This window comes from Streptomyces adustus (assembly GCF_009377175.1).
Classification (GTDB): Bacteria; Actinomycetota; Actinomycetes; order Streptomycetales; family Streptomycetaceae; genus Streptomyces; species Streptomyces adustus.
Window position 1 is genome coordinate 1 of the sequence record NZ_VJZD01000039.1, and the last position, 22,546, is coordinate 22,546.

The 22,546-nt window shown below is 69.7% G+C and carries 10 protein-coding genes; all 10 read left to right on the top strand.

Going from position 1 to position 22,546, the window contains the following annotated elements; all coding sequences use genetic code 11:
- The first annotated feature begins 293 nt into the window (after positions 1–293).
- The 10 genes from FNH09_RS12520 (at position 294) to FNH09_RS12565 (ending at position 22,492) form a co-directional block, all read left to right on the top strand.
- The gene (locus FNH09_RS12520) at positions 294–1,766 is read left to right on the top strand and encodes a VCBS repeat-containing protein (RefSeq protein WP_162468484.1); all 1,473 of its coding nucleotides are present in this window, start codon (positions 294–296) and stop codon (positions 1,764–1,766) included.
- Positions 1,767–1,946: 180 nt separating this feature from the next.
- Positions 1,947–5,582 (top strand): LamG-like jellyroll fold domain-containing protein, encoded by a 3,636-nt coding sequence (locus FNH09_RS49790; protein ID WP_152887181.1) that lies wholly within the window; start codon positions 1,947–1,949, stop codon positions 5,580–5,582.
- A 121-nt stretch (positions 5,583–5,703) separates the two neighbouring features.
- Positions 5,704–12,630 carry an RHS repeat-associated core domain-containing protein gene (locus FNH09_RS12530; protein WP_238426635.1) on the top strand — a complete coding sequence of 2,309 codons (6,927 nt, stop codon included), beginning with the start codon at positions 5,704–5,706 and terminating at the stop codon, positions 12,628–12,630.
- 14 nt (positions 12,631–12,644) lie between these two features.
- Positions 12,645–13,088 carry a hypothetical protein gene (locus FNH09_RS12535; RefSeq protein WP_152887183.1) on the top strand — a complete coding sequence of 148 codons (444 nt, stop codon included), beginning with the start codon at positions 12,645–12,647 and terminating at the stop codon, positions 13,086–13,088.
- A 770-nt stretch (positions 13,089–13,858) separates the two neighbouring features.
- Complete coding sequence (gene rplU / locus FNH09_RS12540; protein ID WP_007381993.1) at positions 13,859–14,179, top strand: 50S ribosomal protein L21; 321 nt, start codon at positions 13,859–13,861, stop codon at positions 14,177–14,179.
- 14 nt (positions 14,180–14,193) lie between these two features.
- Entirely contained in the window at positions 14,194–14,448 is a 255-nt protein-coding gene (gene rpmA / locus FNH09_RS12545) for a 50S ribosomal protein L27 (protein WP_040253648.1), read from the top strand.
- Positions 14,449–14,593: 145 nt separating this feature from the next.
- Positions 14,594–16,030 (top strand): GTPase ObgE, encoded by a 1,437-nt coding sequence (obgE, locus tag FNH09_RS12550; RefSeq protein WP_152887185.1) that lies wholly within the window; start codon positions 14,594–14,596, stop codon positions 16,028–16,030.
- A 291-nt stretch (positions 16,031–16,321) separates the two neighbouring features.
- The gene (locus FNH09_RS12555) at positions 16,322–17,878 is read left to right on the top strand and encodes an alkaline phosphatase D family protein (RefSeq protein WP_152887187.1); all 1,557 of its coding nucleotides are present in this window, start codon (positions 16,322–16,324) and stop codon (positions 17,876–17,878) included.
- Positions 17,879–18,710: 832 nt separating this feature from the next.
- Positions 18,711–20,210, top strand: a complete 1,500-nt coding sequence (locus FNH09_RS12560) for a D-ribitol-5-phosphate cytidylyltransferase (RefSeq protein WP_162468485.1) — start codon at positions 18,711–18,713, stop codon at positions 20,208–20,210.
- Between the two features lie 173 nt (positions 20,211–20,383).
- A complete protein-coding gene (locus FNH09_RS12565) occupies positions 20,384–22,492 on the top strand; it encodes a hypothetical protein (protein ID WP_338017548.1) in 2,109 nt (702 codons plus the stop codon).
- Positions 22,493–22,546: the final 54 nt, after the last annotated feature.

Here is a 22,546-nt window from a genome sequence, read left to right on the forward strand (position 1 = left end):
GGCAGGGACGGTGCCGGGCGGGCCTCGACGGGGCGTGCCGGGTGTGTCCGCGCGCGCCGGCAGGCTCGTACGTCAACTGCCAAGCGGGATCTGTGAGTTACACATGGGGCGCCTGTGATTCATGTCATGGATGGGGAAAGCTGGCCGGTATTGCATGTGCACTTCACGTGAAGAAAAGATTCCTTGACCTTCTTTAGACCCTCTTTAGCTGCGGGTGATCTGTGTTCGAAGCAGGGAAGACGTGGCGGCGCAGTGCTGTCACTTTCGTGACAGGTGCATTACTTGTCTTTGGGGTGGGCTTAGGCGGAACACCAGCCGCTGCCGCCGTCGCGTGCCCGTCCGGAGTCGAGTCCGACTTCAACGGCGACGGCATCCGGGACACGGCGATCGCCGACCCGGAGGCGACCGTCGACGGAATGGCGAAGGCGGGCCTCGTGCACGTCGTCTACGGCGGCGGCAAGGGCACCCTCGCCCTCTCGCAGGCCACCGACGGCATCCCCGGCGCCCCCGAGACGGGCGACCAGTACGGCTACTCCCTGGCCGTCTACGACGCCGACCTCGACGGATGCAGCGACCTGGTGGTCGGCTCCCCGTACGAGGACATCGGCACCGTGCCCGACTCCGGTCTGGTCCAGGTGATCTACGGCGCTCCGGCCGGCCTGGGCAGCGGCACCAAGGCCGTGACCGAGTTCCTCCAGGGCAGCGACAAGCCCCTCGGCGGAACCCCGGAGACCGATGACTGGGTCGGCTACGCGGTCGCCGCCGGGAAGACCTCCGCCGGCACCCCGTACCTGCTGATCGGTGGCCCCGGCGAATCCATCGGCACCGTCGAGGACGCGGGCGACTTCTACTACGTGAGCGGCACCGCTCTGACGGTCGTCGGCATCACCCAGAACACCGAGACCGGCGGCGCCGTCCCCGGAGTCGCCGAACAGGACGACCGCTTCGGCTCCACGCTCGCCGCGACCCCGACCCACTTCGCGGTCGGCACCCCCGGCGAGGCGCTCGGCACCACGACCTTCGCGGGCGGCGTGGCCTACTTCAGTCACACCCTCACCTCCGGTTACCCGAAGCCGCTCGGCGGACTCGGCCAGGACCAGGACGCGATCAGCGGGGCCGAGGAGGTCGGCGACCAGTTCGGCGCCGCGCTCGCCATGGTCCCCTACCGGGCCGCGGGCGCCACCTCCACCACCGAGTCGCTGCTCGCGGTCGGTGTCCCCGGCGAGGACCTGTCGACCACCGTCGACGCGGGCGCCGTCCAGGTCTTCCGGCTCGCCGCGAACGGCACCTTCACCGAGACCGCCTGGATCGACCAGAACACCGCGGACGTGGACCAGGAGGCGGAGGCCGGCGACTTCTTCGGCCGACGGCTCGCCGCCGTCAACACCTCCCCGAACGCCACCTCCACCGGTACGAACACCCGGCTCGCGATCGGCGTGCCCGGCGAGGAGTCGTCCGAGGACAACCCCGAGCAGGGCGGCGTCCAGATCGTCCCGCTGGTGGGCGCGCCCGGTGCCTCCGACCAGTGGCTCGAACCCGGCTCCGGCATCCCGTCCGGCCCCGCGCCGCGCATGCTCACCGGCCTCTCGCTGGCGGCCACTCCCTCCCTGCTGTACGTGGGTACGCCCTACGGCCCGGCCGCGGGACAGGCGGTCTACGGATTCCCCTGGGGCGTCGCCTCGGGCGGTGCGCCGACCCAGACGTTCAAGCCCGGCGAGGGCGGCATCCCGGCGACCGGCGTCGCCTTCGGGACGACCGTCCGCTGACCTCTCGTACGGCCGTCGGGCCCGTACGTCCGCCGGACCCGCACGGCCCCTGGGCCCGCGGGTCCGACGGACCTCGGACGTCCGACGGACCCCGGACGTCCGACGGCCGCGTCGGCCTTCCCGTCTTCCCGGGCTTCCCGGACTTCCGACACAGACATGACCCGACTGGAGAGTGGACGCGTGTCCGCAGACAGACACAGACCGATACGGCGCGGCCCGGTGCTGCGTGCCGCCGTCGCCGCGGCCGTCACCGGCGCGGTGGTGGCGGGCACCCTGGCGGTCCTGCCGGGCGGCGGCACCCGCGCGACCCAGACGCCGGTCGCCGCCGACCAGCCCATGCAGACCGAGCAGCAGGCCATGGCCGCCGCGCAGGACAGCGGCAGGAAGACCGAGGTCGTCGGACTGCGCACCGAGCGCAGGGAGATCTTCGCCGAGCCCGACGGCACCTTCACGGCCCGCGAGTACACCGAGCCCGTCCGTACGGTCCAGGGCGGCAAGTGGGTCGACATCGACCCGACACTGGTGAAGCGGTCCGACGGGAGCTGGAGCCCCAAGGCCGCCACCGTCGACCTGGCCTTCTCCGCCGGTCAGGCGGGCGAGCCGTTCGTGACGATGCAGCGGGCGGGCCGCGAGTTCGCCCTGACCTGGCCGTACGGCAAGCTGCCCGCGCCGACCGTCGACGGCGACACGGCCACCTACGCCGACGCCCTGCCCGGCGTCGACCTGACCGTGCGCGCCGAGGCCGACGGCTTCGGCCATCTGCTGGTCGTCAAGACGCCCGAGGCGGCGGACGACCCCAGGCTGGCCCGGCTCGACCTGGGCATGACCACCGACGGCCTGAAGGTGACGGAGGACTCCTCCGGCGCGATCGTCGCGAAGGACGCCGAGGTCGGCGGCACCGTCTTCGAGGCCGGCAAGCCCGCGATGTGGGACTCGGCCGCCGTCCGGGAGACCGCCGCCGCCAAGCAGGGCCCCAAGGCCGTAGCCAAGGCACTGACCGCCGCGGCCGCCGACGCGCCCGGCACCCCGGCCGCCCCCGAGCCCGCCCTCGAAGGCCCCGGCGGCGGCGGACGGGTCGCCCCGCTGGACGTCGAGGTGGGTAAGGGCAAGCTGAGCCTGGTCCCCGACCAGAAGCTCCTCAAGGGCGCGGACACCGTCTTCCCCGTCGTCATCGACCCGATCCAGCGCACCACCTCGCGCACCGCCTGGACCGGCGTCATGTCCGGCATGCCGAGCGAGCAGGACTGGAAGTACTCCGGCAGCGCGGGCGTCGGCAAGTGCCCCACCGACTACAACCCGGTCTCCTGCAACGGGGTCGGCACCCGGCGCGTGCTGTTCACGATGCCGCTCTCCTTCTACAAGGGGAAGCAGATCCTCGGCGCGACCTTCTCCGCCCGGGTCGAGTTCATCTACAGCGCCACCCCGACCGCGGAGCCCATCAAGCTCTACCGGGTCGGCGGCAAGAACTACACGATCAATTCGTCCAGCAACTGGTCCAACACCAACGGCGACTGGGTCGACTACCTCCAGACCGTCGACAAGGCGATCTCCCCGACCTCCTGCTCCAGCCAGGCCAACCTGAACTTCGAGAGCGGCGCGACCGGCGAGCTGACCAGCGAGATCAAGACGGCCGCCGCCGACGGCTGGAACTCGATGACGCTGGGCCTGCGCGCCTCCGACGAGTCCCGCTTCGCCGAGTGGAAGCGGATCTGCGGCAACGCCTACCTGTCGGTCAAGTACAACAACCTGCCGCGACAGATCAAGACGAGCGACATGTCCACCGACCCCGGTGGCCTGTGCAAGTGGGGTGCGAGCCGCGAGTACACCGAGGTCCCGCCCAAGCTCCAGGCCATCGCGAGCGACCCCGACCACGGCAACGGCCAGACCGACAAGGTGAAGGTCGAGTTCAAGGTGGAGTGGACCGACCCCACCACCAAGGAGGCCAAGTCCTACAGCTACACCACCCCGGACTGGCTCTCCCCGACCGCCAACACCCGGTTCACGCACACCGTCAAGTCGTCCATCCCGCAGAACACCGTCATCTACTGGAGCGCCCGGGCCAACGACGGTGACGGCAACGGCCCGTGGAGCTACGAGGGCGACACTCCGCAGCGCTGCGAGTTCATCTACGACAAGACCATGCCCGGCAAGCCGAACGTGCTGTCCAAGCAGTACCCGTCCGACACCGTCTACCACGACGGCGTGGGCACCTACGGCACCTTCACCTTCGCGCCCAACCCGAACGACTCCATCCCGGACACCGACGTCGTCAAGTACCGGTACGCCTTCGACAGCACCGCGAGCCCGGCGACCGTCCTCACCCCGTCCGCGGCGGGAGGCTCCGTCTCCACGACCTGGATGCCGACCCGGTCGGGCCGGCACTGGGTGGACGTCGTCGCCGTCGACAAGGCGGAGAACCCCAGCACCAGGGCGCACTACGAGTTCCTCGTGAGCGAGGGCAAACCGGTCGTCGCCCAGTGGAACCTCGCCGACCAGACGGGCGACACAGAGGCGCACGACGAGAGCGGCGAGTTCTCGGCGACCGCGGGCAGCGCCGTCGCCTTCGGCGCGGACGGCCCCGGCGGCAAGGCCGACAAGGCGGCGCACTTCGACGGCACCGCCGACTCCTACCTCGACGCCGACGAGACCGTGCTCGACACCACCAGGAGCTTCAGCGTCAGCGCCTGGGTCCGGCCCACCGCACTGGACCGGAACATGACCGTGGTCAGCCAGGACGGCACCGGCGAGCCCGGCTTCTTCCTCGGCTACGACGCCTCCGCGGCGACCTGGAAGTTCTCCGTCCCGGTCAACGACGTGGACTCGCTCGGCGAGTGGAAGGCCGTCTCCACCGGAATCTCCGTGGTCAAGGACCAGTGGGTGCTCCTGACCGGCGTGTACGACGCGCAGAAGACCGACGGCCCGCTGCTCCAGCTCTACATCAACAAGGACCTGAAGGGCTCCGCCGGCCGACGCTCCAGCTGGAAGTCGTACGGCCCGCTCCAGATCGGCCGCACCACGGCCAGGAGCGGCTACCGCGACAACTTCACCGGTGACCTCGCCGAGGTCCGGGTCTTCGACCGGGTGCTCCCGGCCGCCCAGGTCGCCGAGCTGATGACCGTCAAGCCGGAGCGCAAGGGCTACTGGCAGCTCGACACGGCCACGAGCGGCGCGGCGGCCGAGACCGGCGGCGGCCAGGCACTGACCCTCGCGGGCAACGCCTCCATCTACCGCCCGGCCGACCCGCTGTTCGACACGGCGGCCCTGGTCGGCGACGGCAACCTGGTCCTGGACGGCGACGGGGACTACGCGTCCACCGCCACCGCCCCGGTCCCCGGCAACAGCAGCTTCACCGTGACCGCCCGCGCCCAGCTCACCTCGCTGGACCCGGAGAAGTCGCAGACGGTGCTGTCCCTGCCGGGCGCCAACGCCAACCGCGTCCAGGTCCGCTACCAGGCGGCCACCGGCCAGTGGGAGCTGGCCGTCGCCAGGACCGACGTGACCGCCCCCGAGATCGTCACCTTCACCGACGACCAGGAACTGCCCGACACCGGCGGCTCCGGCCAGCACCTCGCGGTGGTCTACGACGCCTTCGCCAACTCGATCCGCCTCTACGTCGAGGGCCAGCTCGTCGCCGGCGCCTACGGCAAGGACGACACCCGGTGGACCGCCACCGGCGGCCTCCAGGTGGGCCGTTCGCTGCGCGGGGCGAGCGAGTACTTCGCCGGCGCGATCGACGAGGTCCGCGTCTACAGCGGCGCGGCCGACCCGGTCGCGGTGCAGCAGATGGCCTCACTGACGGCACTGCCGGACATGTAACCGAACCCCCATCCCTCCGTGTGCCGGGCCCCGACGGGCCCGGCACACCCTTCCCCATGCCTTTTTCCTCCGACCAGGGAGTTGTTCGATGTTCTTCCGTGGCCGCTCATTGAGCCGCCGCATGCCCAGATCGGCGGTCGTCGCGACAGTGCTCGGGCTCTCGCTCGCACTGTCCGCATCGTCGGTCCAGGCATTGGCGCTCGACGACGGCGCCCGGGGCCGCACCAGCCGCCCCGGCGTCCAGGACGACGGGGATCCCGCCAAGGGGTCCGACGCGAGAGCGAAGTCCCGCCCCTCCGACGACCCGGCGCGCAAGGCCGCGGTCAAGGGGCTCGACAAGGCGGTGTGGCCCAAGCAGGGCGGCGCCGAGGTGAAGCTCGGGGCCACCGCGGCGGCCGGCGGTCTGCCGGTCAAGGTCACCGCGGCGAAGTCCGAGGCGAAGGCCAGGGCGAAGGCCAGGGCGGCGCAGGCGGCCGACAAGGTCCGGGTCGACGTCCTCGATCCGAAGCGTGCCGCCCAGCTGGGTGCCGGTGTGCTGCTCGGCGTGCAGCGGGCCGACGGCGAAGGCGAATCCGCCAAGGTCCGTCTGACGGTGGACTACTCGGAGTTCGCGGAAGGCTTCGGCGGCTCCTACGCCTCGCGCCTGCGGCTGGTCCAGCTTCCGGCCTGCGCCACGGTCGCGACACCCGGCAGCAAGGCCTGCCCGGAGCAGCCCAAGGTGCTGCCCACGGTCAACGACGTGAAGACGGGCACCGTCTCGGCCGATGTGACCGCTGCCCCGGCCCCCGTCGAGGGTGCCTCCACGATGGCGGCCACCGCGACCTCCCTGGTCGCCCTCGCCGCCGGCCCGTCGAGCGCGCAGGGCACGTACAAGGCGACGGCACTGTCACCGTCGGCCAGCTGGAGCGTCGCCACCTCCTCCGGCGGGTTCAACTGGAACTACCCGCTGCGTACGGTTCCCACCCCGGGCGGTCTCGTCCCCACGGTCGGTCTCGGCTACTCGTCCCAGTCGGCGGACGGCCGCACCTCGGCGACGAACAACCAGGGTTCCTGGCTGGGTGAGGGTTTCTCCTACGACCCGGGTTACATCGAGCGCCGCTACAAGCCGTGCGCGGACGACGGCCACTCCGGTTCGGGGGAGCAGTGCTGGGCGTTCGACAACGCCACGATCATGCTCAACGGCTCGTCCGGGGAGCTGGTCAAGGACGACACCACCGGTGAGTGGCACATGTCGGCCGACGACGGCACCAAGGTCGAGAAGCTGACCGGCGCCACCAACGGTGACGACGGCGGCACGGGTGACAAGGGCGAGCACTGGAAGGTCACCACCCCCGAAGGCATCGAGTACTACTTCGGTCTGAACCGTCTGCCGGGCTGGGCCACGGGCAACGAGGAGACCAACTCGGTCTGGACGGCGCCGGTCTTCGGTGACGACTCCGGTGAGCCGTGCTACAACGCCACCTTCGCCAGCGCGTACTGCCAGCAGGCGTGGCGGTGGAGCCTGGACTACGTCAAGGACACGCACGGCAACGTGATGTCCTACTTCTACGACCGCGAGACGAACTACTACGCGCTGAACGCCAAGACGGACGTCAACGGCACCGCGTACCACCGCGGCGGCTACCTGAAGCGCATCGACTACGGCCAGCAGGACGGCAAGGTCTACGCGGCGAAGGCCCCGGCCCGGGTCGTGTTCAACACGGCCGAGCGCTGCCTGCCCACCGCGGACTTCGACTGCGCGGAGAGCAAGCGCACCAAGGCGAACGCCGCCTACTGGCCGGACGTGCCGATCGACCAGGAGTGCAAGTCAGCCACCAAGTGCACCTCACCGGTCACGACGTTCTTCACCACGAAGCGGCTGACTTCGGTCGTCACGCAGATGCGCAAGGACGCCACGAACTACCAGGACGTGGACGCCTGGAGCTTCACGCACCTGTTCACCGACAACGGTGACGACTCCAAGACTCTGTGGCTGTCGAAGATCGAGAACGAGGGCCGGGTCGGCACGGCGGTCAAGCTCCCCAGCGTGGACCTCTTCGGCGAGCAGCTCGCCAACCGGGTGGACGCGATCGGCGACAACATCGCGCCGTTCTACCGCTTCCGGCTGTCGATGGTGCTCAGCGAGACCGGCGCGCAGCTGGACGTGAACTACGCGCCCACCGACTGCACCAAGGCGACGCTGCCCAGGCCGGGTGAGTCGACCAAGCGCTGCTACCCCGTGAAGTGGGCCCCGCCGGGCTACATCGACCCGATCACGGACTGGTTCCACAAGTACGTCGTGTCGGCGATCATCGAGACCGATCGCACCGGCGGCAGCGACGGCATGGTCACCCGCTACGACTACCAGGGCGACGCGGCCTGGCGTAAGGCGAAGCCGGACGGCATCACCGACGACAAGTACCTGACCTGGGGCGGCTGGCAGGGCTACGGCAAGGTCAAGGTCACCAGCGGCTCCGCCGACCAGCAGACCACCCGCGTCGACCACACGTTCATGCAGGGCATGGACGGCGACAAGGACGCCGACGGAAAGACTCGTTCGGTGACGGTCAAGGACTCCACCGGAGCCTCGTACACCGACGAGGAGGAGTTCACCGGCCAGGAGCTGGAGACGGTCACCTACGACGGGGACAAGCTCGTCGGCAGGACGATCAACACGCCGTGGAAGTACTACACGGCCACCCAGACCAAGAGCTGGGACACCACTCACGCGGCGATCGTGCGCACCCAGACGGGCCGTGGCTTCAGCCTGAAGTCCGACGGTTCCTGGAGCGAGACGAAGTCCACCACGACGTACGACACCTCCAACGGCACCGGCCGGGTGCTGAGCGTCGACGACCAGGGTGACGTCTCCACCACCAAGGACGACACCTGCACCCGCACCACGTACGCGGACAACACGGCGAAGAACATCCTCTCGCTGCCCGCACGCAGCGAGGTCGTGTCGGTCAAGTGCGCCACTACACCCGACCGCAAGACGCAGGTCCTCGGCGACGAGCGCACCTCGTACGACGGCGGTGCGTTCGGGGCGGCGCCCACCAAGGGTGACGCGACCAAGACGGAGCGGCTGACCGCGCACGACGGGACGACGGCGACGTACCAGGTCACGGGCGCCACGACCTACGACTCCTACGGTCGTCCGCTGACCCAGAAGGACGCCAAGCAGTACGGCACCACGGACCAGACGAAGACCGTCTACGCCGAGACCAACGGCCTGCTGTCCAAGACCACGGTCACCAACGCCCTCGGCCACAACACCGTCACCGACTACGCCCAGGCCTGGGGGATGTCGACTGGCCAGACCGACCCCAACGGCAAGCGCACCGACCTGGCCTACGACGGTCTGGGCCGGCTGACCTCCGTCTGGCTGGCGGACCGGGCGAGCACGCAGACGCCGAGCATCAAGTACTCCTACAACGTCCGTAAGGACAAGGTCACCTCGATCAAGACCGAGAAGATCGAGAACGACGGCTCCTACGGCGCCGAGTACCAGCTCTACGACAGCATGCTCAGGCCTCGGCAGATCCAGACCGAGGGCCCCGACGGCACCCGCATGTCCGCCGACACCTGGTACGACGCCACCGGCAACGTCAAGAAGACCAACGCGACCTACAACGCGGCCGGTGCGGCCTCGGACGAGCTGCTGCTCGTGCACAACGGCGAGGTCGGCGAGCAGAGCCTGCTCGAGTACGACGGCCTGGGACGTACCACCGCCCAGATCTTCGCGGTCTCGGGTGTCGAGCAGTGGCGCACCACGACCGCCTACGACGGCGAGATCACCCGTGTCGACCCACCGGTCGGCGGAGTGCCCACCACGACGATCACCGATGACCAGGGCAACGTCTCCGAGATCCGTCACCACCGCGGCGCCTCGCCGAACGCGGGCGTGCCGTACGACTCGACGAAGTACACCTACAACACGGCCGGTCTGCTGGAGACGGTCACCGACGCCAAGAACAACGTCTGGCGTTACGAGTACGACCAGCTCGGGCGCAAGACCAAGTCGATCGACCCCGACGCGGGCACCTCGCGCACCGAGTACGACGAACTGGACCGGCCGGTCGTCTCGTACGACGGCCGGAACAAGAAGACGACCACGGTCTACGACAAACTCGGCCGGGTCACCACGACCTGGCAGGGCGACGCCGACACCGGTACCAAGCTGACGGAGACGAAGTACGACAAGGCCGGCTGGCTGGGGCAGGCCTACGGCACCCTCAGCTACATATCGCCGACCGAATACTTCGCCACGGCCATCCAGTCGATGGACGAGTTCTACCGTCCGCTGAAGACCGGATACCAGGTCCCCGCATCCCAAGGAGCCCTGGCCGGCACCTACGTCTACACCTCCACGTACAACCGGGACGGAACGCTCCAGACCACCGGCCTGCCCGCCATGGCAGACCTGCCGTCGGAGGCGGTCACCTACACGTACGACACGTTGCAGCGCCCGAAGACCATGACGGGCAGCACCTCGTACGTCACCGACACCGTCTACGACAAGAACAGCCTCCTCAAGCAGCTGGAGCTGTCGACGGGCGGAAGCGGCAAGAAGGTCTGGCAGACCTACGACTACGAGACGGGCACGGGCCGGCTGACCCGCTCGGTGGTGGACGTCTACGGCGCGACCACTCCGGTCAAGGAGTCGACGTACTCCTACGACCAGGCGGGCAACGTCCTGTCCATCGCGGACGCGGCGAACACCGCCTCGCCGGACGTGCAGTGCTTCGCCTACGACAGCCGGCAGCGGCTGAGTGATGCCTGGACCCCGTCGGCGACCGCGGCGACCGCGGCCGGCTCCGGCACCCGTGGTTCCACCGCCCCGCTGGACGGCACCGGCCCCACGGCCTGTGACTCGGCGGCGGGTTCGAGCGCGCTGGGCGGCCCCGCCCCGTACTGGAAGTCGTACGAGACCGACGCCATCGGCAACCGCGTCACCGAGGTCAACCACGACACCGGCCTGAACGCGGGCAAGAACGTCACGCGCAGCTACGAGTACGGCGGCGCGGGCGCCCTCGGCGACGGACCGCACCAGGTCACCAAGGTCACCGAGAACACCCCGACCGGGGACCGGCAGTCGACGTACGAGTACGACGACGCGGGCAACACCACCAAGCGCACCATCGGAGGCAACGCCCAGGTCCTCAAATGGGACGACTCCGGCGCGCTGAACAAGGTCACCGAGGCGTCTGGCTCGGAGACCGGTTACCTGTACGACGCGACCGGCAACCGGGTGCAGCGCAAGGACCCCTCCGGCACCACCGTCTACCTTCCCGGCACGGAACTGAAGCTGTCGGCCGACGGCACCAAGACGGAGGCCACCCGCTACTACGAGTACGCCGGAGAGACCGTCGCGGTCCGGACCGCCGCGAAACTGTCCTTCCTCACCGCCGACCACCACGGCACGAGCGAGCTGGCGATCGACTCCGCCACCGGGGCGGTCTCCCAGCGGCGCTACGACCCCTTCGGCGTCGCACGCGGCGCGGAGACCGGCACCTGGCCGGGGGAGAAGGGCTATGTCGGAGGCACGATCGACGCCTCGACCGGCCTCACCCACCTGGGCGCGCGGGAGTACGACGCGACGATCGGCAAGTTCATCTCGGTCGACCCGGTCATCGACTACACCCAGCCGCAGCAGATCAACGGCTACGCCTACGCCAACAACTCCCCGGTCACCCACGCCGACCCCAGCGGCATGATCGTCCCGGAGTGCCGGGAGGGCCTGATCGAGTGCCGTGGCGGCGTGCCCGTCACGAACACCGACCCGGACGTCGTGAAGGCGCAGTCGGATCAGAGCAAGGCGTCCAGCGATGTGGCGGCGGCGGAGCAGCAGCAGGCGAGCGCCAAGCAGCGGATCAAGTCCGCGGGCAAGGCGCTGGTCAAGATCGCCCGGGACATCCTCGGGGTGGACGCCGCCCTGGACTGCATCTCCACCGGTGACCTCGGTTCCTGCGGCGAGACCCTGCTCAACATCGCCGGCTCCTTCGCGGGCGGCCTGGCGGGCAAGATCCTCGCCAAGTACGGCGCGCCGTGGAAGTGGGCCAAGGGCCTCAGGCTCGTGAAGCGGGTCACCGGCCTGGTCAAGGACCTGGTCGGCAGCGTCAAGGGCCTGTGGAACGCCAGCAAGGCAGTGGGCAAGGCGAGAGTCGGCCTGGCCAAGGCGGCCGAGAAACTGGCGGCAGCCAGGAAGAAGGCGGCGGCGGCACTCAAGAAGTCGAAGACGGAGTGCCACAGCTTCCTGCCCGGCACGAAGGTGCTGCTGGCCGACGGCACGACCAAGCCGATCGAGAAGATCGCGCTCGGCGACAAGGTCGCCACGACGGACCCGAAGACGGGCCGGACGACGGTCCGTGAGGTCGCGGGCACCATCGTCACCGAGGACGACAAGAGCTTCTCCGACCTCATGGTGAAGACCGCCTCGGGCAGGGAAGCGAAGCTGGTCGCCACGACGACCCACCCCTTCTGGGTGGAGTCCGAGCAGGCGTGGATCAAGGCCGGCGACCTGAAGCCCGGCATGAAGCTGCGCACCCCGGCCGGCGACACGGTCGAACTCGCGGCCAACCGCCACTTCGAGGAGCGCCAGCGCACGCACGACCTGACGATCACGGGCATCCACGCGTACTACGTGCTCGCGGACGTGACGCCACTGCTGGTGCACAACTGCGGAACGATGACGCTGCACAAGTGGGCCGATCCGGACGACCCGGGCGGCACGCCGCACTTCAGCGTCGAGATCGACGACGGCAAGCTCAAGCCTCTGCACACGGAACAGGTGCACTCCGAGGACTACAGCCAGACGTGGATCACGCGGTTCGACCAAGGAGACCTGGAGCACGTCAGCTCGATATCGGTCCGAATCCCGAACCCCCGCGCGGCCATGCGTGCGCAACTGGATCTGATGCGCAAGGGAGATCTCGGCAAGTACGACCTGGTCACCAACAGTTGCGCCTCCCACTGCAGAGTGGTGGGCGACGCCGGTGGCCTGGCAACCACCGGGTTGCGTGACTTCGCGGGACGGTTCGGCCTCCATTGGCGGGAATTGATGGAATGAGGAAGGACCTTGCGATGACCGGACACACCGGACATGAAGGAGTGGCGCCCCCGGGCACCCCGTTGCTCGGGGAACTGCTCTCCAGCGGGCTGTGCGACGACGCCGTGCAGTACGAGACGGGACGCGTGCTCATGGCGATGTCCCGGTCGGCCTTCGGCTCGCCTCGGGAGATCAAGGCTCTGGGCGGCGAAGCGATGCTGGAGGCGCTCGAACGGCTGGATGACAGCTGGGAGAGCGTACGGGCCGCGTGGGCCGGGCTCGCCGCCGCGGGAGCGGTCCTGGCCGGCGAGAAGGCCGCCGCTGTCGAGCGAACGGGAGGCGATCGTGCCGCTCGCCTCGAAGCCCTCTCCGGGCTGCCCTCCGACGCCTCCTACCGGGCGGCCAGGGCCGGGATGGCCGAAGCACTGGGGCGGCTGGCGGACGTCTACCAGCGGTACCCGGCGAGCGGCCGGAGCTGACAGCAGCCGTCCCTTGACGTGACATCGCGTCGCTTCTGATGTGTGCCGGGCTCTTCATGGGCCCGGCACACTCGTTCTGTCCCTCCTGCAGGAAGCAGATCGATGTTTTTTCGTGGCCGCTCATTGAGCCGCCGCATGCCCAGATCGGCGGTCGTCGCGACGGTGTTCGGGCTCTCGCTCGCGCTGTCCGCTTCGTCGGTCGAGGCATTGGCGCTCGACGACGGCGTCCGGGGCCGCGCCAGCCAGCGAACTGGAACCTGGGCATGGAATATCCGGACGGCCTGCCGGGCATGGGCTTCTTCCGGAAGGGGCTGAAGATCGCGTTCGTTGCGCTCGTCCTCACCCGCCCGGATCAGCAGGTGGCGCCTTCCCAGGGACTGGACTTCGCCCTGAGGGCGGCGGCCGCCCGGCCCTCCGATGTCCGCATCGACTCCTTCACCCGGCTCGCGGACTTCGAGGCGGCCTGCCGGCAGGGGGGCGGAGGAGCCGCTGCGGACACACGGCCTGCCCGCCCTGTGGGAGCTCGCCGAGGCGAGGTCCGAGCGGTACCGGCGGGTGGCGGAGTCGCTCGTCGGGTAGGCGCACGGGGCCCGGTTTGACCCCTCAAGCCGGGCCCCGTAACCTTGACCGTCGGCGTGTCGACTGGCATGCCACATCCCCGTAAACCTCTTCCTCTCGGGCGCTTCGGTGGCCGGGAGAGGCCGCCCGTGTTCGTTCCCGGGCGGCTGGACTGCGGGGGTGCCGTTCCCGAGCGAGAGAGTGAGATCCGCGTGTACGCCATCGTGCGCAGCGGTGGCCGCCAGCACAAGGTTGCTGTCGGTGACATCGTTGAGGTTGACAAGATTTCCACTGCCAAGGTTGGCGACACGGTCGAGCTCTCGACCCTGCTCGTTGTCGACGGCGACGCTGTGACCAGCGACCCGTGGGTGCTGGCCGGCATCAAGGTCCAGGCCGAGGTCGTGGACCACCACAAGGGTGTGAAGATCGACATCCTTCGCTACAAGAACAAGACCGGCTACCGCCGTCGTCAGGGCCACCGCCAGCAGTACACGGCGATCAAGGTCACTGAGATCCCCGCGGCTGCGAAGTAAGGGACTGAGGAGACATGGCACACAAGAAGGGCGCATCGTCCACCCGGAACGGTCGCGACTCCAATGCCCAGCGGCTCGGCGTGAAGCGCTTCGGCGGTCAGGTCGTCAACGCTGGTGAGATCCTGGTCCGTCAGCGCGGCACCCACTTCCACCCGGGCTCCGGCGTCGGCCGTGGCGGCGACGACACGCTGTTCGCGCTTCAGCCCGGTGCGGTGGAGTTCGGTACGTTCCGCGGCCGCAAGGTCGTGAACATCGTTCCGGTCGCCTGATCGGAAGCTTTCGCGAGGCGGACCTCACTTCCCGTTCGGGAAGGCGGGTCCGCCTTTCGCGTGTTACGCAGGAGAGAGACCGGCAGCGCACAGGCCGGCAGCAAGAAAACCGTAAGTAAGACCGAAGTGCTGGAGGCACCCCACCATGACCACCTTCGTGGACCGCGTCGAACTGCACGTCGCCGCGGGTAACGGAGGCCACGGCTGTGCCTCCGTACACCGGGAGAAGTTCAAGCCGCTCGGCGGCCCGGACGGCGGCAACGGCGGACGCGGCGGGGATGTCATCCTCACCGTCGACCAGTCCGTGACCACCCTCCTCGAGTACCACCACTCCCCGCACCGCAAGGCCACCAACGGCAAGCCCGGCGAGGGCGGCAACCGCTCCGGCAAGGACGGCCAGGACCTGGTCCTGCCGGTGCCGGACGGCACGGTCGTCCTGGACGCGGCGGGCAACGTGCTCGCGGACCTCGTCGGACACGGAACGTCCTACGTCGCCGCCCAGGGCGGCCGCGGTGGCCTCGGCAACGCGGCGCTGGCCTCCGCCCGCCGCAAGGCGCCCGGCTTCGCGCTGCTGGGGGAGCCCGGCGACCTCGGGGACATCGTCCTGGAGCTGAAGACCGTCGCCGACGTGGCGCTGGTCGGCTACCCGAGCGCGGGCAAGTCCTCGCTGATCTCCGTGCTGAGCGCCGCCAAGCCGAAGATCGCCGACTACCCGTTCACCACCCTCGTCCCGAACCTGGGCGTCGTGACCGCCGGCTCGACCGTCTACACGATCGCCGACGTCCCGGGCCTCATCCCCGGCGCCAGCCAGGGCAAGGGGCTCGGCCTTGAGTTCCTGCGCCACGTGGAGCGGTGCAGCGTGCTGGTGCACGTGCTGGACACGGCCACGCTGGAGTCCGAGCGCGACCCGGTCACCGACCTCGACATCATCGAGGAGGAGCTGCGCCAGTACGGCGGGCTGGACAACCGTCCGCGCATCGTCGTCCTGAACAAGATCGACGTACCGGACGGCAAGGACCTCGCCGAGATGGTGCGCCCGGATCTCGAAGCGCGCGGTTACCGCGTCTTCGAGGCGTCCGCGGTGGCGCACATGGGGCTGAAGGAGCTGTCGTTCGCGCTCGCCGACCTGGTGGCGAAGGCGCGCGCCGCCCGGCCGAAGGAGGAGGCCACGCGGATCGTCATCCGGCCGAAGGCCGTCGACGACGCCGGGTTCACCGTCACCCTGGAGGAGGACGGCCTGTTCCGCGTGCGCGGCGAGAAGCCCGAGCGCTGGGTGCGCCAGACCGACTTCAACAACGACGAGGCCGTGGGCTACCTCGCCGACCGGCTCAACCGCCTCGGCGTGGAGACGGAGCTGATGAAGGCGGGCGCCCGCTCCGGCGACGGCGTCGCGATCGGCCCCGAGGACAACGCGGTCGTCTTCGACTGGGAGCCGTCGGTCACCGCCGGCGCGGAGATGCTCGGCCGACGCGGTGAGGACCACCGCTTCGAGGCGCCGAGGCCCGCGGCCCAGCGCCGCCGGGACCGGGACGCGGAGCGCGACGACGCCTCCCGCGAGTTCGACGACTTCGAGCCCTTCTAAATCCCTTCCGGAGTCCTTACGGGACTCTCGCGAAGTTCTTACGGTGCCGTTCCGGATGCCTTCCGGGACGGCACCGGCATGAGGTGACACCACCGTCCGGACTGTCCACCCGCAGTCCCCGGGACCCGTTGCGGCAAGGGCGCGTTCGTCCCGCCTTCGCCACCCGGCAACGGGTCCCTTCTTGTCCGTCCGCTTGTCATGCACGCGAAGTCCGCTGTTCAGCGGACCGGCCGGCCGCCCGTGGGAGCTTCCGAACGACCAAGAGGCCAGCGAGGCAGGGGAGTTCGCCCCATGACCCCAGTGACCGGACCCGAATCGCCCGACCGCCGCCGCCTGTTGACCGCCGGCGCCGCCGCGCTCGGCGCCGCGGCCGCCGCCCAGCTGTGGCTGCCCGCCACCGCCAGTGCCGCCCAACCCAATTTGCCCGCAGGACTGTTCAGCCTCGGAGTCGCCTCCGGGGACCCGCTGCCCGACGGCATCGTCCTGTGGACCAGGCTCGCCCCCGACCCGCTGCACGGCGGCGGTATGCCGGCCCGTACCGTGCCGGTGCAGTGGGAGATCTCGGAGGACTCGCGTTTCGCCACGGGCGTGCGCCGGGGCACCGCGCAGGCGAAGCCCGCGTACGGACACAGCGTTCACGTGGATGTACGGGGGTTACGCCCGGACCGTACGTACTGGTACCGCTTCCGCGCCGACGGCCAGATCTCGCCCCGCGGCCGCACCCGCACCGCGCCCGACGCCACCGGCCGCGGCCCGCTGCGGGTGGCGCTCGCCTCCTGCCAGAACTGGCAGCAGGGCTACTTCACGCCGTACGCCGACATGCGGGCGCAGGATCCGGACGTCGTCGTCTTCGTCGGCGACTACATCTACGAGTCCCCGCCGTCGGCCACGGGCGTACGACGGCACGAGGGCGCGGGGGAGCCGCACACCCTGGTGCAGTACCGCAACCGTCACGCCCAGTACCGCAGGGACCCCGACCTGCGGGCGATGCACGCGGCCGCCCCCTGGGTGGTCACCTTCGACGACCACGAGGTCGACAACGACTTCGCCGGCCAGGTCCCGCAGGACCCCGACAAGCAGTCGCACGCCGCGTTCGTCGCCCGGCTGACCGCGGCCTACCAGGCGTACTACGAGCACATGCCGGTACGGGCGAGCGCGGTCCCGAACGGTCCGCACATCCGGATGCACCGCCGGCTGGACTTCGGGCGCCTGGCCAGGCTCAACGTGCTGGACACCCGGCAGTTCCGCAGCAACCAGGCGACCAGTCAGGCGGGCGCCCGCAGCCCGTCGCGCACCATGCTCGGCGCCGCCCAGAAGAAGTGGCTCCTCGACGGGCTGCACGATTCCCCGGCGAGCTGGAACCTCGTCGCCTCGCAGATCATGATGGCCGAGACCGATCTGCTGATCGGCGCGGGCAAGCAGTGGTACTACGACGCCTGGGACGGCTACCAGGTCGAACGCAACGCACTGCTCGCCCGGTTCGCGACCGTACGCAATCCGGTCGTGCTCAGCGGCGACCGGCACGTCACGATGATCAGCGATCTGAAGCGGAACTTCGCCGATCCGCGCTCGGCCGTCGTCGGCGCCGAGTTCGTCGGCACCTCGATCTCCAGCGGCGGCGACCAGGACCAGGCCGCCTTCCACGCCTTCATGGATCCGCGCAAACCCGACAACCCGCACTGGAAGCTGGTCGACGCGCACCGCGGCTACCACCTCTTCGACATCCATCGCGACCGCATCGACGCGCAGGTCAGGGTGGTCGACACGGTCCTGCGGACGACGGCGCGGGCGCGGACGCTGGCCCGCCTGCGGGTCGACGACGGCAGGCCGGGCGTGCGGCGCGTCTGACCCGCCCGACGCGGGCGGCCCCGGCCTTCCGGGGCCGCGATCCGTGTGCGAGGAGCCTGGGACTCATCCATGTCCCAGGCTCCTCTCAGCATGCCCTCAGGAACGCCGTCTACCGTTCGTTGACCATGGAGACGGATGGAGACGGGCTGTACGACAGACCACATCCGGGTGAACGCCGCCGTGATCGCCGCCGCGCCGCCCGGGAACCGCGAACCGTTCGCGCGCCCTCGCGGAGATCGGAATGCTGTGCAATCCCGATAAGGAATTCCGCGGCAATGGACTGCCCGGCGAACCGAATTCGAGACGTGTCCGAAACGGTGCCGTCATGCATATGAAGAACACGTGCAGCCGGAGATCGTGGAAGGTGAAGATTACGACTCCCGGGTGGGCCGTCGAGGCCGCCGCGGAGATCGGCGCGGGAATGGCGGGACGCATCGAGACCACAGGGATCCATGTGGTCGACGATCCGGGTCCGCTGTCGGTGGCCGGAGTCCCGGTGACGTGCGATTCCGGGGCCCGGACGGCGGCCGTGCATCGTAGGTCGTCGAAGGAGCCCGCGCGGGTACACGGACACCACTGCCCCGAGCGACGACGGCGCCGCTGACCCCTCGCAGCCGTCGCTCCCGGGCGGGTTCGACCCCCTGTGGAGTTACTCACAGCAAAATGTCCGCATGGAAGGGTGGAAGGTCTTGCCGCGGCTCGGCTATCACCATCGGTGCAAGATGAATGACAGGTTGCGCGCACATATGCGGTGGAGGTCTCTCACCTTGCACAGCGGTAACCAGAAGTGGGACCCTTTCCAAGTTCCCTGTCGCCCCAAGGTAGGTCACCTGTGTTCCAGCACATAGCCAAGCCCCGTACCACCGCAGTGATCCTGGCCGGTGGCACCGGCCAGCGGGTGGGTCTGTCGATCCCCAAGCAGTTGCTGAAGATCGCCGGCAAGGCAGTCATCGAGCACACCCTGACCACCTTCGAGGAAGCCGACTCCATCGACGACGTCATCGTGCTGATGGCGCCCGGCTACGTGCCGGACGTGGAGAAGATCGTCGCCAAGGCGGGCCTGAAGAAGGTCTCCAGGATCATCGAGGGCGGCGCGACCCGGAACGAGACCACCGAGCGCGCCATCGCCGCCCTCGGCGAGGGCCTGGCCGAGGGCGAGGACGCCAACGTCCTCTTCCACGACGCCGTGCGGCCGCTGCTGTCGCAGCGCGTCATCGACGACTGCGTGACGGCGCTGGAGCGCTACCAGGCCGTCGACGTCGCCATCCCGTCCGCGGACACCATCATCGTCACGCGCACGCACGGCGAGGACGGCGAGTTCATCACCGAGATCCCGGACCGCTCCCGGCTGCGCCGCGGCCAGACGCCGCAGGCCTTCAAGCTGTCCACCATCCGCCGCGCCTACGAGATCGCGGCCGGCGACCCCAACTTCCAGGCCACCGACGACTGCTCCGTCGTGCTCAGGTACCTGCCCGACGTGCCGATCCACGTGGTCGCGGGCGACGAGTACAACATGAAGGTGACCCAGCCGGTCGACGTCTTCATCGCCGACAAGCTGTTCCAGCTCGGCTCCACCGCCGCCCCGGAGCAGAAGGACGAGGCCGCCTACCGCGAGCTCCTCACCGGCCGGACGGTCGTCATCTTCGGCGGCTCCTACGGCATCGGCAAGGACATCGCCGAACTCGCCGAGGCCTACGGCGCGCACGTGTACGCGCTGGGCCGCTCCACCACCGGCACCCACGTGGAGAACCCGGAGGAGGTCGACGACGCGCTGTCCAAGGCGTACGCCGAGACCGGGCGCATCGACTACGTCGTCAACACCGCGGGCGTGCTGCGCATCGGCAAGCTGGCCGAGACCGACAACGCCACCATCGAGGAGGCGCTGAAGGTCAACTACCTGGCGCCGGTGCAGATCGCCCGTTCCGCGTACAAGTACCTCGCCGAGACCAAGGGCCAGTTGCTGCTGTACACCTCCAGCAGCTACACCCGCGGCCGCGCCGAGTACAGCCTGTACTCCTCCACCAAGGCCGCCATGGTGAACCTCACCCAGGCCCTGGCCGACGAGTGGGCCGGCGACAGCATCCGCGTCAACTGCGTCAACCCGGAGCGCACCGCCACCCCGATGCGCACCAAGGCCTTCGGGCAGGAGCCCGCGGGCAGCCTGCTCTCCTCCGAGGCGGTGGCCCGCACCTCGCTCGACGTGCTGCTGTCCGAGCTGACCGGTCATGTGATCGATGTCCGCCAGCAGGACCCCACGGCGTCGGCCGGCAAGGCCTCCGGCTTCGAGCAGGCGCTGGCCAGTGTCCTGGACCGTCAGGACGGCGTGGCATAATTAGCGGCAATTAGCCTTAAGTCATTCAGGCCTCTGTGGTTGCCCGTTCATCCGGCATTCGCAGAGGCCTGAGTCCTTAAGGATTGCACAGTCTTCACAAGGTGATTTTCCGGCGTATTCCGGACTTTGATTTCGCCCAGACAACCAGCACCCCTCCCAGAGCAGGTTCCTCCGTGATATCCACAGCTATTCGCGTCGCCCGGGTGGGCAGCGTGGCCGAGCTGGCCGCGGCGGCCCTCATGATGCTGGGCTTCCCCTGCCTCATGCTGGCCGCGCTCGTCCCGAGCGTCCCCGCCTTCGCGGCCACGGCCGCGGTGACCTACCTGGCGGACCACTATCTGCACCGCAAGGACAGCTACCTGGTCAACCGCCTGAGCAAGGTACGGGCCGGCCTGTCGACCCGCTTCCTGATCCGCGAGCTGCTCCTGGTCCTGCTGCTCGCCCGCCTGGACCTCGGGGAAGACCTGATCTTCTACGGCGCCATCGCCTGCTTCATCGCCTTCTACGGCCTCCAGGCCCCGCACGGCGTGCTGGCCACCCTGATCGAGAACCGCCGCCGGATGCCGGTCGCCACCCGCAACGTCGACCTGGTCTCCCGCATCCGCATCCCGGACGCGCCGCCGCGCCGCCTGCTGAGCCGCGCCGCCGAGAAGATGCTCCACCTCGACCTCGCGGCCGTCGCCGGCCTGCTGGTCTCCGCGGCCACCGGCCGGACCCTGCCCGGCGCCATCGGCATCGGCGTCACGCTGCTCCTGGGCGCCTTCTACGTCCTCGCGCTCCTGCCCCACCTGCGCGGCAGGCGGATCCCGCCGAAGGCCGACAAGGTGCTGGGCGCGGTCAGCGGCTGGCTGCGCGAGTACCGCCCGGAGACGGTGCTGTACTTCTCGGGCTCCAAGGACTCCGCCTACCAGGTCAACATGTGGCTGGAGACGATGGAGCAGCTGGACACCCGGCCGCTGATCCTGCTGCGCGAGCACGTCGTCATGGAGAAGCTGCTGCCCACCACGGTCCCCGTCATCTGCGTGCCCGGAGGGGTGCACCTGATGAACCTGGACCTGTCGACCGTGCGCGTCACGCTCTACGCGGCGAACGTCGGCAAGAACATCCACATGCTGCGCGTCCCCACCATGAAGCACGTCTTCATCGGACACGGCGACAGCGACAAGCTCGCCAGCGTGAACCCGTTCAGCAAGGTGTACGACGAGGTGTGGACCGCGGGCCGCGCGGGCCGCGACCGCTACGCCATCGCCGACGTCGGTGTCCGCGACGATGACATCGTCGAGGTCGGCCGCCCGCAGCTGGCCCCGATCCGCACCGCCCAGGACGCGCCGGCCGACGGCCGCTGCCCGACCGTCCTGTACGCGCCGACCTGGGAGGGCTGGGACGACAACCCCGGCAACACCTCGATCCTGCTGGCCGGCGAGAACATCGTGAAGAAGCTCGTCGCGGCCGACCCCCCGGTCCGGGTGCTGTACAAGCCGCACCCCTTCACCGGCACCCGCAGCGCCAAGGCCGGCGCCGCGCACCGGCGCATCACCGCGCTGGTCGAGAAGGCGGCCGCCGAGCGCGCCGCCGACCCGCGGTTCGCGGGCGACGCGGCCGCCCAGGCCAAGGCGAAGGCCGAGCTGGCCCGCACCGCCGCCCGGCTCGCCCAGCTGACCGGGCCCGGCAGCGAGCGGGGCGACGAGGCGGAGGCCGCCCGTGACGGCCTGGTCGACCTCAGGAAGCACGAGGAGGTCGCCCGGCTGCGCGCCGAGTGGAACGACGCCTACTGGCGCTCCTTCGGCACGGCCGAGCACCGGGTCGTCACCGGCGCCGAGCCCCGCCTGTACGACTGCTTCAACGTCTCCGACGCGATGGTCTCCGACATCTCCAGCGTGGTCTCCGACTTCATCGCCAGCGGCAAGCCGTACGCGGTGACGGACTCCGCCGGGCTGGGCGTGGAGGAGTTCAAGCGGCAGAACACCGCGGTGCGCGCCGCGGTGATCCTCTCCAACGACGCGGACCGGCTCGGCGAGCTGCTGGACGCCGTGCGCGACCCGGCCGCGGACCCGCTGGCCGAGGACCGGGGGGAGCTCAAGCGGTACCTGCTCGGACCGGACGAGCCGACGTCCATCGAGCAGTTCAACGCCGCGGTGGCCGACCTCGCGCTGAAGGCCGAGGCCCGCAACGCGGGCCAGCACTCGCACGCGGCCCTCGACCAGGCGGTGCCGGCGAGGACCGTACCCGGACAGCGGGTCGCGACGGCCGGTGAGACGGACGGCGTGGCGGCGGCCAACTGACCGCCCCTGCAACGGAAACGGCGCGGCCCCCGGAGACTCTCCGGGGGCCGCGCC